This is a genomic window from Lysobacter sp. Root604, assembly GCF_001427505.1.
Lineage (GTDB): Bacteria > Pseudomonadota > Gammaproteobacteria > Xanthomonadales > Xanthomonadaceae > Lysobacter.
Map to the genome: position 1 here is coordinate 377,026 of NZ_LMGS01000001.1, position 12,484 is coordinate 389,509.

The 12,484-nt window shown below is 64.8% G+C and carries 10 protein-coding genes and 4 tRNA genes; 11 read left to right on the top strand and 3 right to left on the bottom strand.

Features of this window, described 5'->3' with window-relative positions; translation table 11 throughout:
- Positions 1-57: 57 nt before the first annotated feature.
- A complete protein-coding gene (locus tag ASD69_RS01885) occupies positions 58-1,401 on the top strand; it encodes a Na+/H+ antiporter NhaC family protein (protein ID WP_056173281.1) in 1,344 nt (447 codons plus the stop codon).
- A 64-nt stretch (positions 1,402-1,465) separates the two neighbouring features.
- Here the strand turns inward: ASD69_RS01885 and ASD69_RS01890 are convergent, their stop codons facing one another.
- The gene (locus ASD69_RS01890; RefSeq protein ID WP_056173284.1) at positions 1,466-2,224 is read right to left on the bottom strand and encodes a Bax inhibitor-1/YccA family protein; all 759 of its coding nucleotides are present in this window, start codon (positions 2,222-2,224) and stop codon (positions 1,466-1,468) included.
- A gap of 155 nt (positions 2,225-2,379) precedes the next feature.
- On the opposite strand from ASD69_RS01890, the gene ASD69_RS01895 reads away from it, so the two are divergent.
- From ASD69_RS01895 to ASD69_RS01910, 4 genes are all read left to right on the top strand, one after another.
- A tRNA-Pro gene (locus tag ASD69_RS01895) sits at positions 2,380-2,456 on the top strand.
- A 41-nt stretch (positions 2,457-2,497) separates the two neighbouring features.
- Positions 2,498-2,574 (top strand) — tRNA-Arg (locus tag ASD69_RS01900).
- Between the two features lie 39 nt (positions 2,575-2,613).
- Positions 2,614-2,690: transfer RNA gene (locus tag ASD69_RS01905), tRNA-His, on the top strand.
- Positions 2,691-2,740: 50 nt separating this feature from the next.
- Positions 2,741-2,816, top strand: a tRNA-Lys gene (locus tag ASD69_RS01910).
- A gap of 264 nt (positions 2,817-3,080) precedes the next feature.
- On the opposite strand, the gene ASD69_RS01915 is transcribed toward ASD69_RS01910, so the two are convergent.
- The gene (locus ASD69_RS01915) at positions 3,081-4,403 is read right to left on the bottom strand and encodes a VCBS repeat-containing protein (RefSeq protein WP_162250598.1); all 1,323 of its coding nucleotides are present in this window, start codon (positions 4,401-4,403) and stop codon (positions 3,081-3,083) included.
- A gap of 1,011 nt (positions 4,404-5,414) precedes the next feature.
- Here ASD69_RS01915 and ASD69_RS01920 point away from each other — a divergent pair.
- Complete coding sequence (locus ASD69_RS01920) at positions 5,415-5,903, top strand: hypothetical protein (RefSeq protein WP_157498906.1); 489 nt, start codon at positions 5,415-5,417, stop codon at positions 5,901-5,903.
- A 1,265-nt stretch (positions 5,904-7,168) separates the two neighbouring features.
- On the opposite strand, the gene ASD69_RS21645 is transcribed toward ASD69_RS01920, so the two are convergent.
- The gene (locus ASD69_RS21645) at positions 7,169-7,363 is read right to left on the bottom strand and encodes a hypothetical protein (protein ID WP_157498908.1); all 195 of its coding nucleotides are present in this window, start codon (positions 7,361-7,363) and stop codon (positions 7,169-7,171) included.
- A gap of 156 nt (positions 7,364-7,519) precedes the next feature.
- On the opposite strand from ASD69_RS21645, the gene ASD69_RS01930 reads away from it, so the two are divergent.
- The 5 genes from ASD69_RS01930 to ASD69_RS01950 all read left to right on the top strand — a co-directional run bounded on the left by ASD69_RS01930 (position 7,520) and on the right by ASD69_RS01950 (position 12,468).
- Positions 7,520-9,604 (top strand): alkaline phosphatase D family protein, encoded by a 2,085-nt coding sequence (locus ASD69_RS01930; protein ID WP_056173294.1) that lies wholly within the window; start codon positions 7,520-7,522, stop codon positions 9,602-9,604.
- Positions 9,605-9,730: 126 nt separating this feature from the next.
- On the top strand, positions 9,731-10,246 hold the full coding sequence (locus ASD69_RS01935) for an HIT family protein (RefSeq protein ID WP_056173297.1): 516 nt from the start codon (positions 9,731-9,733) through the stop codon (positions 10,244-10,246).
- 124 nt (positions 10,247-10,370) lie between these two features.
- Positions 10,371-10,826: a hypothetical protein gene (locus tag ASD69_RS01940; protein WP_157498910.1), complete on the top strand. Its 456-nt coding sequence runs from the start codon at positions 10,371-10,373 to the stop codon at positions 10,824-10,826.
- Positions 10,827-11,003: 177 nt separating this feature from the next.
- On the top strand, positions 11,004-11,639 hold the full coding sequence (locus tag ASD69_RS01945) for a GNAT family N-acetyltransferase (RefSeq protein WP_056173303.1): 636 nt from the start codon (positions 11,004-11,006) through the stop codon (positions 11,637-11,639).
- Positions 11,640-11,850: 211 nt separating this feature from the next.
- Positions 11,851-12,468, top strand: a complete 618-nt coding sequence (locus ASD69_RS01950) for a hypothetical protein (protein WP_157498912.1) — start codon at positions 11,851-11,853, stop codon at positions 12,466-12,468.
- The last annotated feature ends 16 nt before the right edge of the window (positions 12,469-12,484 follow it).

Below are 12,484 nucleotides of genomic sequence, written 5' to 3' on the forward strand. Positions count from 1 at the left end.
ATCGGTGATGTTGCACTGCAAAATTAAGTCGATTATTTGCTCCATACGGATGAAGCGATGAATGCCCCGGTCCGCCCCAGCGCGCTCGCGCTGACGCCGCTGCTGCTGTTCCTGGCGCTGTTCTTCGGCGCGGGGATCTACTTCACCACCCACGGCGAGGCGATGGGCTTCTATCAGTTGCGCGCGCCGGTCGCGATTCTGCCCGCGCTGGCGCTGGCGGCGTTCATCGCCTGGCGTCGCAAGCTCAAGCCGCTGGAAACGCTGCTGGAGGGCATGGGCGACAGCAATGTCGTGCTGATGTGCCTGATCTTCCTGCTCGCCGGCGGTTTCGTCGAAGTCTCCAAGGCGATCGGCGCGGTCGACGCGATCGTCTCGCTGGGCATCGGCCACGTGCATCCGGCCCTGCTGCTGCCCAGCCTGTTCCTGGTCGCCGGCTTCATCTCGCTGTCGCTGGGCACCTCGATGGGCACCATCGCCGCGGTCGCGCCGATCGCCCTGGGCGTGTCCGACGCCTCCGGCCTGGATCGCGCGCTGGTGCTGGGCGCGGTGATCGGCGGCGCCACCTTCGGCGACAACCTGTCGGTGATCTCCGACACCGCCATCGTCGCCACCCGCACCCAGGGCTGCACCATGCGCGAGAAGTTCCGCGAGAACTTCAAGCTGGCACTGCCGGCCGCGTTGCTGACCCTGATCGTGCTCGGCTTCGTCGGCGAAACCGCGCCGGTGGCGCCGCTGGAGCCGGTTTCGGCCTGGCTGATCCTGCCCTACCTGATCGTGCTGGGCATGGCCCTGGCCGGCGTCGACGTGATCGTGGTGTTGAGCGTGGGCCTGCTGGTGGCCGGCGGCTTCGGCTTCTTCCTGGCCGACGACTTCGGCCTGGCCGCCTACGCCGGACACATCTGGGACGGCTTCGAGAGCATGATCGAGATCACCCTGCTGTCGCTGCTGGTCGGCGGCCTGGGCGCGCTGATGAAGGCCACCGGCGGCCTGGCCTGGCTGGCCCAGGTGATCGGCAAGTTCGCGCGCGGCCACAAGAGCCGGCGCGCGGGCGAGGTCAGCATCGCCGCGCTGTCGGCCACCACCGACGTGTTCACCGCCAACAACACCGTCGCGATCCTGATCAGCGGCGGCCTGGCGCGCGACATCGCCCAACAGCACGGCGTGCCGCCGGCGCGCGCGGCCAGCGTGCTCGACATCTTCGCCTGCGTGACCCAGGGCATCCTGCCCTACGGCGCGCAGATCCTGCTGGCCGCCTCGCTGGGCGCGGTCTCGCCGCTGGCCCTGGCCGGCAGCGTGCACTACAGCTGGCTGCTGGGCGGCATCACCATCCTGGCCATGCTGTGGTCCTCGCGTAAGCGCGCGCCGCAACCCTTGCCGCAGGCGGCCGAAGAGCGCGGCTGAGGGCAGGGCGGAGGCGAAAAAAAGGGGCGCGATCGCGCCCCTTTCTCGTTTCCCGCGGCGTCGCTCAGTTGCGCGACTGCAGCTTCGACAGCAGACGCAGGAACTCGATGTACAGCCACACCAGGGTGACCATCAGGCCGAACGCGGCGTACCACTCCATGTACTTAGGCGCGCGCTGCTCGACGCCGGTTTCGATGAAGTCGAAGTCCAGTACCAGGTTCAGCGCCGCCACCACCACCACGAACAGGCTGAAGCCGATGCCGATCAGGCCGGACTCGTGGATATAGGGCATTTCCTTGCCGAACAGGCGCATGCCGAAGCTGACCAGATACAGCACGAAGATGCCGCCGGTGGCCGCGGCCACGCCCAGCTTGAAGTTCTCGGTGGCCTTGATCAGGCCCGAGCGGTAGGCGAACAGCAGGGCGAACAGGGTGCCGAAGGTCAGCATCACCGCCTGCATCACGATGCCCGGATAGCGCGCCTCGAACACCGAGGAGATCGCGCCCAGGAACAGGCCCTCGACCAGCGCGTACGCCGGCGCGGTCACCGGCGCCCAGGTCTTCTTGAAGATCGTCACCATCGCCAGGACGAAACCGCCCAGACCGCCGATCAGCATGAACGGCATCAGGCCGGTCGCGCCCTCGGTGGTGATGGTGATCTGGCTCCAGGCGTAGGCGGCGGTCAGCACCGTCAGCAGCAGCAACAGGCCGGTCTTGTTGACCGTGCCGTTCAAGCTCATGGCCTGACTGTCGCCCTGTACTACCGTGCCGCTGGCCAGGTCCAGGAAGGTGGATTCCTTGAGTGCCGGATTGCCGCTGCGCATGTTGGTCGCCCCTGTAGTCCTGAATGAACGGTTGTTCACGATGCCGGGAGCATACACGCAGGCCGCTTTAGCCGACGCCTCGTTGACAGCAGCGATGGCGCCGCCCAAACTAGTCGGCCTTTCGCGGCGTTGGCGCGCAACGAGAGTCCCGGCTTCGGGGTATAGCTCAGCCTGGTAGAGCGCCAGCTTTGGGAGCTGGATGTCGTGGGTTCGAATCCCTCTGCCCCGACCATCCGCTACCGGGCTGGGGCGTCAGTTAAGATGTTTGGACTGGCGCCCGTAGCTCAACTGGATAGAGCACCGGCCTTCTAAGCCGGTGGTTGTGGGTTCGATTCCCGCCGGGCGCGCCAAATTCGCAAGCGATTTACGTTGTATGTCTACGTTTTACGGTGGCTGTAGCTCAGCTGGTTAGAGTACTGGATTGTGATTCCAGATGTCGGGGGTTCGAGTCCCCTCAGCCACCCCATTGTTGTAAGGACCGAAAAGCTTCTGCTACAATTTCGCTCCTGATGTATCGGGCCGTTAGCTCAGTTGGTAGAGCAGTTGACTCTTAATCAATAGGTCCAAGGTTCGAATCCTTGACGGCCCACCAATACAGAAAGCCCCAGCGGAAACGCTGGGGCTTTTCTTTTTCCTGTGTGGGGAGCGCAGTCGGGCGTGCCCGGCAAGGCGCTTGCGGACCTTGGGTTCCGCGCCGGGGCAGTTGATCGAGCGCGTGACAGAGAGGGCGGCACTTGTGTCCGCTCCAACCCAAAGCGGACATCCAGAGGATGTCCGCCTCTGACGCTCAGCCCATGTCCAGCCGTGACCGTCCTACGTGCCGATTGCTCCGCATGGGCGCAGATCAAGGTGGTGCCTACGGATCCCGAACAGGTACGCCTGCCCGGTTCGGCAGCGGCGCGCCACGGACACGGTATCCATTGCCTTCAAAGCGCGCGCGAACACCTCGTATCACGCCTTCTCCGACGTTCGCGCTCACATCGCTGTTGCGCTGAGGTGCAAGCGGAGACGCCAGTCCCGCCACCACGAGCCCCGAACCTTCCACCGCGACTGCCGGCAACCGGCAATCGGCAATGCGTGGGCGGACGATGCAACCTTGACCGTACAGCAGCACGGGCGACTGGCTCCATCGAGAGACCACCAGATCGCCACACCCGTCATGGTTGAGGTCGCCTGACGCAAAGTAGTTGGACCGGCCCATGTACTGATAGGCGTTGATGAGGGTCTCGGGCGCGAGCCCAGTGCCAGTTTGAAGGTAGTACCCGACGTAGTCCCATCCGCTGTGCGCGATCGCTAAGTCGGTCCGGCCGTCACGGTTGAGGTCGCTAGCAATCAGGGGGCCGGGAGCGGTGAGCCTGGCGACGCCAACGCTCGACATGAGGTTGCCGTGCGAATCTTGTAAATACAGGCGCAGGTTTGCTTCATTCTTTGCTTCGTCCAACATCAGGTCACCGCGACCATCCGCGTTGAAATCGCCAACAGCGAGTGATGCGGCAGGGTTGGAGCCCAGCGGCAGGGATAGCACCACCGGTGCGGCGTACCCCCCTGATGCAAGCGCTGGGTAGATCCGGAATTCCTCCAGCGGTCTGTTGAAGATCGTGGCGAGAATGAGATCGTCCAAGCCGTCGCCGTTGACGTCGCCGGTCGTGCGAACGGCGGACGAGGGCAATGACAGTGTCGAAGTGCGGCCAATGCCGCCAGAACCGCCATGGACGACCGTGGCCGAGGTGTCGCTTGAGTCGACGAGAACGTCGAGGTAACCATCGCGATCGACGTCAGTCACGACCAGTTCGTGGGGGTCGCCGGCTGCGGCCGCGCTCGAGGTGAACGTGCCATCTGCATTCGAGCGAAGCATCATGACGTCATTGCGAGCGGTAGTAATGATGTCGCCTACACCGTCGCGGTCCAGGTCGGCGATCAGGAGCTGGTAGTCGAATTCGTTGCCCCACTCCGTGATCTTGACTGCCGCGTCAAGGCGGCCGTCGCTGCGCTGGTACGCGACGTAAACCCGCATGCGGCTATCCGCCGAGTTGGGCGCAACGCGCGGGGAAAGGAACACGAGGTCGTCCCGTCCATCGCCGGAGACGTCGCCCACAGCGATGGACTGCGCCGTAGAGGTCGCCGGATCCGAGAGGAATTCCGGCGCAGTCATCGAGTAGGACTGCTGCTCGAGGGACATCGTCAGCATTGAAGTAGAGGCGGCGCCTACCCGGTGGTACGGGCGTGCGTTAAGCGTCGCACCTGCCCTCGGGCGCACCCTGGTCGTCGGATCTATCCATGGATGGGCGCTAGGGGGCGCACTTGCCCACGGGCCTGGGCTAGAGGTCGCGTCTGCCCGCGAGCGCGCGTTAGACGTCGCGCCTGCCAGAACGCTGGCCCATGAGGCGGACGGCCGGCGGACAAGGTCGGCCAAACCCTGTGAAGCCCAGACCAAGCCAGCGCATAGACCGCAGGCCACGATCACCAACACCGCACCCGATCGCTTGTGCATTCCCATCCCCATTGTCATCTGGGCCGAGTATATCGGCTGGTATTGGAGGCGACCGCATCAATCTACTGTCGTCGCTGTTTCCAGATCTGCGGCCCCTGTCGCCGTCTAGGCGCGTGCCTGCGCGGGATGGTGCTGCATAGCGACTATGCAGACATCACTCCAGTGCCTCTCTTGCGCCCCGTTTGCGGCGTCGTCTGGCTGTTCCCCTAGACCACAGACTGGTTTCTGGGAGACGTTGCGCCAGGCTCTCCAGCGATGCAGGCTGCGCCCCAATAGCTCATTCAAGCCGACACCGCTTCGCGGCTCGTCTTAATGAGGGTTTTGTCCGGTGTCTGCTTCTTGCCGATAGCGCATGGCCGGGAAAATGGTGAGTACGATGCTGATCTGGGGCGCCACTGGTGGATGCTACCGGAGAATTGGAGTGGCTTAAGCCATTGATTGAATAGCAAGGTTGCCTGAACTCTTAATCAATAGGTCCAAGGTTCGAATCCTTGACGGCCCACCAAATCGAAGAAGCACTTGGACGCGAGTCCAGGTGCTTTTTTCTTTTCAAGGCTCGGCGCCGAGAATGCCGGCTCGGTGGATCGTTCGCCGGCGCCGCGCATCCGGTTGTCGCCCCGGCAGCGCGTCTGCTCCGTCTCGTGTGTGGCCTTGCTACAGTGGCTGCGTCGCAGGGACGCCGCTGGCGCGGGGAGGGGCATGAAAGGGCTCACGGGATTCGTTCTGGTCGCCACGCTCTGCTCCTGCACGCTGGTGCGGGCCGATGAAACGCCGCCGCTGCCGCCGCTTTTGCCTTGGTACGTGAACGCTTACTTCGGCTTCGAACGCGCCGCGGAGTTCGATCAGGCGGGCATGCCCGAGCGCTGGTACTACCAGAACGCGCTCCAGATCGAAGGTGCGCGCGTGAAGTTGCATAAGCAGACGGTGGTCTGCAAAGCAGGCCGTCTTTACTCTTCCGAGGGCGACGGTGGTGCGATGTTTTACGAGGGAGAGATGCTGGGCTCGCTCGAAGAAGGCCGGGCGGTCCTGCGTTACGCAGGATGCGACCAATGCATTCCTCCGAAGACAGCGCCGGAACCGCTCAATTTGCCAATTCGTCGGCTGTCGCCGAGCGTGATCCTGCTAGGGTCGGTCTCGTACAGCCGCGAGGCCGAGCCGTATCCGAAGCACTGCCCGTCCGGCATCTAGGTATGCAGCGCCGGCCGGTGCGATCGTCCGGATCGCAAGGTTTGCGCGGCAGGCCATAGCGACGTAGCAGCGGCGCTAGTCGCCTCACAGGCTTAGACCACAACGTCGTGCTCTGCCTTCCTGATCCCCTGCAGGTTTGCGCCTTCAGCCGTCGCATCCACTCGGGAGCACTTTGCGAATTCTCCGGCCATGCGGGCACTGTCGTTCGATACGAATTTATCTTCGCCAGTTCTTGCTGCCAGGGCCGCTGCGTCAGGATGATCCGCCATGAATTAGTACTCTGGCCCCTGTTCTCTGGGAAGTGGCCCGAGCATGGCGGAGCGCGGCCCCTGCGGCCCGTGCGTTTCCGGGAAGTGGGGCAGTTGATCGAGTGGCCGGGGGGGCGCTTCCGGGCCGGCGGTGCTAATGTCCGCTTCCGACCCAAAGCGGATACCAGGCGAATGGGAGTTCGAGCATACGAAACGCCCTTCACGGCGCGCCTGCGGATCGCCTCCACAGGTCTTTTCGCCATCAGCTTCGGCTCGTGGGCGGCGGCTTTCGGCAGCTCATTGGCGGGCGCCAACGAGGCAGGCAAAGGGCTGATCCTTGCGTTCGCAGTTGCAGGGTTCCTCGGCGCTTCGACGTGGATTCTCTACTGCGTCGTCGCAGGCCCTCGCTGGGCCCGACACATCGCTGACCGCGTCCGGCGCGTCCGGAAGGCGTGACAAACGTGCGACGTCCGCTTCTGGCCTATTCCGTTGAAAAACTAGGTCAGAAGACCCCGGATAGCCCAGAGGCCGCCCTTCATGATTCCGTGCTCCGCCCAGCGGGCGCAGGTCGACCGCTTATAGACTGCAAGCTGCTTCTGGATTGAGGGGGGCGCTTTGACGGCAGCTTCGTTCGATTTCGTCGAATTTGCACGCTCAGGCCAGCTCGGTCGCGTGGGCATTGGCTCTTCGCGCGAGCTTGTCCGCTCTGAGCTGGGAGACCCCGATGACTGGGTGCCTTGCGGCAAGGACGGGATGCTGAAGGATGAGGCGAGGGCTTACGAATACGGCCTGTTTCACGTCTTCTTTCAGGGGGCCATAGTCTCGGGCTTAGGGCTCTGCTACACGCTTGAAGATCACTATGGGCTTCCGAGCCAGTTCGTGCTTCGCGAGGCATTTCCAAGAGGGCCTAAGTGGGATGTCTTCAAAGAATGGCTTTCCTCTTACGATTTACTGTCTGGATCGACGGAAAGATCAAGACCGCGCAGCCAGCCTGGAGAGCGCGAGATCGTTCTCGTGTCAGGCGTAGTCGTTTTCGGAAGAGATCGCGTAATAAGCGTGCGTCATTTCAAGAACGAGTAAATCGGAAAGCCCCGGCGGAAACGCCGGGGCTTTTTCTTTTCTGCTGCGCGAGAAACGAGACCGGGTGCGCTCGGCCTGTTGGGCGTTTGCTGTCATCGCAGTGCGGCGATCACCGGTACCAAGCGGTCGCATGCGGCCTGCCGGATGCAAGCGTCCGCATGCCGCGGAAGCCTATTCGCATCGCCTCTCGAGGGGGCAGGCGCGCACCGCAGTACTTCCGGCACGCTCACCCGCGCAGGCTGCGGGTCTAGCGTTGCGCCGACTCGACACCGCAACCGGTGGGCCGACATGCCGACACTCAGCCGTCGCAAGTTTCTGAAGCTCGCCGCTGCACTGGGCGCGACCCTGGCCTGGGGCTGCGCGACGGTGCGCCCTTCCTCCAGCGGCTGGCGCGAGCGTCGCGACCTGTTTCCGCAAGGCGTCGCCTCGGGCGATCCCGATCACCACAGCGTCCTGCTGTGGACGCGGCGACCCTATGCGGATGGCCGCGAGCGCGCCACGCTGCGGGTCGAAGTTGCGCTAGACCCGGCGTTCGCGCGCGTGATCGCGACCGCGACGGCACCGGTGCTGGCCCAGTCCGACTGGACCTGTCGCGTGCTGGTCGGCGATCTGCCGCCGGCCGGCGAGTACTGGTACCGCTTCGTCGACGAGGACGGCAACGGCAGCCGGATCGGCCGGACGCTGACGGCGCCTGCGCCCGACGATGCGCGCCCGGCGCGCTTCGCCTTCGTCAGCTGCCAGACCATCTGCGAGGGGGCCCAGAACGCTTATCGACGGATGATCTGGGAAGACGAGCGCGCCGCGCCCGCGGACCGGCTCGGCTTCGTGCTGCACCTGGGCGATTTCGTCTACGAGGTCGTGCAATACCCGGACCAGGTCAAGAACGGTCATCGCTACGACCGTCTCATCAAGTTTCCGATCACGTTTCCCAAGGGCAAGACGGTCGCCAAGAACCGCTTCTGGGTGCCGGACTCGCTGCAGGACTATCGCGTCCTCTACCACGCCTACCTGCAGGATCCCGACATCCAGGATGCGCGTGCGCGCTGGCCGTTCGTGGCGATATGGGACAACCACGAATTCTCCTGGCAGGGTTGGCAGTCGATCCAGGAATTCCCCGGCGGCGAGGGCTGGGTGCCCGCGCAGACGCTCAAGGTCGCGGCGAACCAGGCCTGGTTCGAATACCAGCCGGCGCGCGTGTTAGCGCCGGGCGCCGCGCTGGAGGCCTTCGATGCGCCGAACGTCGTCGACACGCTGGTCCATGACTTCGACGACGACGGGCTGGGCACCGAAGCCAACAACCTGGCCGCGATCAACAGCCTGATCGCGTATCGCGGCTTGCGCTGGGGCCGGCACATCGACCTGCTGGTGACGGACCAGCGCAGCTTCCGCTCGCGCGATCCGGGCAATCACGACGAAATCAATCCGCTGTTCGAGGACGACACGCTGGGCTTCGTGCCCGAGGAATTGATGCGGCAACTCGACGGCGGCCGCGACTACGCCGACGGCCATCCACCGGCGAAGTTGTCCTTCGGGGCCAAGAGCGTGGCCAATTACCGCGTGGCCGAAGCCGCGCAGACGATGTTGGGGGCGAAGCAGAAAGCCTGGTTCCTGGCGCGCCTGCGCGGCGCGACGGCGACCTGGAAGATCTGGGGCAATTCGCTGGGTACCCCCGACTGGCGCGTCGATCCGCAGAACCTGCCGGCTGCGCTGGGCAAGTATCCCGAGGGTGCGGGTTTTGCCCTCATGGCCACCGGCGACTGGGGTTGCGCCTACCACGAGCGTGCCGAGATCTTCGACGCGGTGCGCGATGCCGGCATCACCGGTTTCGCCATCGTGTCCGGCGATCGCCACAGCTTCTGGGCGGGCTACGCGGCCAAGGCCTTGCCGCCTGCGGCGTTCGAACCGGTGGGGGTGACCTTCGTGACCGGCTCGATCTCCGCCCCGGGCATGGCCGAAGCCAACGAGCACAACCAGAAAAAGGAAAATCCGCTGCGCCCGCTGTACATCGCCAACCCGGGCGACGGGGCGCCGCAGCCCACGGTCAATCTGCTGTTGCAGCACGGCGTGCGTTCGGCGCTGGAGTTCGCCAGCAGCGGCGACCTGCGCAAGGCGCACGCGGCGAGCAATCCCGACCTGGCGCCGCATCTGTCCTTCGTCGACATGGGCGGACACGGCTACACCACCGTGCGGGTCGATGCCGGCACGATGGCGACCGACTTCGTCTGCATCCCCAGGCCCCTCGAGCGCAGCCCCGGCGCGGACGGCGGGCCCTTGCGGTATCGCGTCCGCCACGAGGTGTCGCTGTGGCGGCCGGGCGAACGTCCGCGGATGCGGCAGACGATATTGGAAGGCGATCCCGGACTGGCGGTGTGAGGCGCGCCGTTGCGCTGATGCCTGCGCTGGCGACGGACTGGGCCCGTCTCAAAGACAGCTCGCCAGCCGCAACGTAGCACTACAATCGTTCCTGCATCGATCCGCCGACTGGATGGGAGTAGGAAATTGATCGAACTACCGATCAGAGACCCTTGCGACCTGTGCGAGGGGATGGCGGGGCGCGAAGAACGATGGGCGGTCGTGGATGAGGGCGAACATACGCTCACCGTGATCAATCCCTGGCAGTTCGAGGTCGGCCAGTGTTGCGTCATTACACGCAGGCACGTCGCGACGCTGCTGGATCTTTCCGAGCCGGAATGCGGCGCGGTCATGGCCGCGGCCAAGCGAGTCGCGGAGGCGTTGGTCAGGGCGTATCGGCCGCTCGGAATACTCACGTTTCAAAACAACGGGGTCTTCAGCGGGCAGGAGACGCCGCACTTCCATTTCCACGTCGTGCCGCGCCAGCGCGGCAGCGATTGGGGCGTAGGCCCGCCTCAACTCGCCACCTTCGATGGCGCCGGACGTCAGAAGGGAACGCCGCACGATCCCGGCGAAGATGCGCAGCGCCGGGAGCGGGTCCGCGTTCCTGCCGCCCAGCTGATTGCGACCGCGAAGCTGATTCGTTCGAATCTGCCTGAGTAGCTGGGCTTGCGGTTGAGGATCTGCTTCTTCTGGCCGATAGTGGCCTTAGGGGCAGGGCCATGAACGGTGCCGATGCTGAGGCGCACCGGTCCAAGCGAGCATTGCCTAAGAGCGCGGAAGCGGCGTGATCCGGCAGCGCGATAGTCAGACTGAAGGACAGGAGTTCGGAATTCCAATGGAACACCCACCGCAGGAGCCGGCGCCGCAGGTCAGCCTGGACACGGCCGTTACGCTGTCTTTCGACTACCTCAAGCAGCTGGGCACGATCGCCATGACCGCTGCCGCCGGCCTGATCGCTTTGGTCCAGTTCGTCGACGGCGACAAGAAATTCTTCATCAAGATCATGGTCGCGGCCGCGCTCATGTTCCTGTCGGCGCTGATGGCCTTCTTCGTGCAGTTCTCGCTGATGGATCGGATCAGGCAGCGGCATGAGCTGTTGCGCACGCGCGAACGGGTCGGTTATTCCCAGAAAGGCGCGAAGCGGATCGAAGGTATCTTCGAGGGTGCGGCGCTGTGGCTGCTGTCCATCAGCATGGGCATCGCGTTCCACGCATTGATCAGTGCCGGCATGCCGGCCTAGCGATGACGTGGCCGAAGTCGCCGCGCAGTTTGGCGGCTCCATGGCTGCCGTCTTAGGCCTTGAGACGGTCCGATGCTCTAGTTGCGGACTTGCAAGCGTACGCGGCCATGCGTCCGCACTACACCGCCCGTCGCGAAGCATGCATCGTGCGGGCGCCACCTACGATCGGTTACCCCCTTGTCCCTTATCGACCCCGAACTCGTTTTCGCCTGGCAGACAGCGCATTCCATCGCCCGAGGGGCCCCGGCCCCGGTGCGCGATCGCGGGGGCTATCGGGTGGATACCCACTCGGAAAAGGAAACCCGGCGCTGGGTATTCCCGCAGCTGTGCGATGGCCTGCGGGAGCTCGCGCACGAACTTACGGCGCCACGCCATTACTTGAAGCTGTGCGGCACCGATGAAGCGTTGCGCAGTGTGCTGCCGGCGCGGTGGGAGATGCAGCCGGCGAACTATTTCATGACGACGGTGGCCGTCGGCCCGGAGCCCAAGCCCCTGCCGGATGGCTACCGGATGGAGCTCCATCGCACCGGCCCGGTCACCCGCGCCTGCGTCCTGGCGCCGGATGGCGGCCTGGCCGCGAGCGGCTGCGCGGCGGAGACCGCGGAGGTCTTTATCTACGATCGGATCGAAACCGACCCGGATCACCGGCGCAAAGGATTGGGCATGGCGGTCATGAGCGCGCTGGGCGCCGCGCGAACATCCCTTGCGAGCCGGCCATTGCTGGTGGCCACGGCGGACGGCCGCGGCCTCTATGCCAACCTGGGCTGGACGGTGTTGGCGCCCTTCGCCGCGGCGACCATTCCGGAAAGGTGAGCGCCAGGCTGGGCGGTCCGGTCTGGCGATGTTTGGCCATACAGGGTGGCTGAGCCGGAGGCGCTAGGCCGCTACAACGGACAAGGCGTCTACCCATACGAGGCATGCGGAGTCTGGCGCCCTGTGCCGGCCGTGCGGTCGCGCGCCGAACCGGTGCCTAGCGCTCGCGTAGCCGCCCTAGAATGCGGCTACGACGGACAAGGAAGGTGTTATGCCTAAGCTGCAAGGAATCGCGGCCGTTGCCGCACTGGTCGTGGGGTTCAGCGGCGTCGCGGGCGCCATCGATAGCCGCGGGGCGGTGCGCGCGGCCAATATCTCGGCGGAGGCCCAATCGGGCGACGACATCCAGTTCGACTATGCGGCGCGCCACGTCCAGATCGCGGACTTCGATCGCAACGGTGTGGACGAGGTCGTCTATCTGCAGACGGCGACCTGCCTCGGCGCGAACTTCGACTGCGAGAACGACATTATCGTAATGACACCGATGCGAAAGGACGATTCGTTCTGGCGTCCCAGTTCGCTCGATAACGACTATATAGCGGATCTGAAGCGACGTGGCCGCCAGAGCGGATACGCATGGAATGCGTCCTTGCACGTGCCCGGCGAGGTGCGTGCCTTGGCGATCGTCGGCGACCGCATCCAGGTCACCTTCGACGTCCTCCGCGATTCGCCGATCTGCAAGCGCTCGATAGAGCGTGAGGCCAGCAATCCCTGCCCGGAGCCGGGTCGCTACCGCTGGAGCCTGTCGTGGCGTCCCGGTGAGGTCTCGAAAACGCATGAGGTCGCCTTGGGCGGCGGCGGGAAGACCGCGACTCGAGGAACTCGCTAGACGCCGTCGGTTCTTC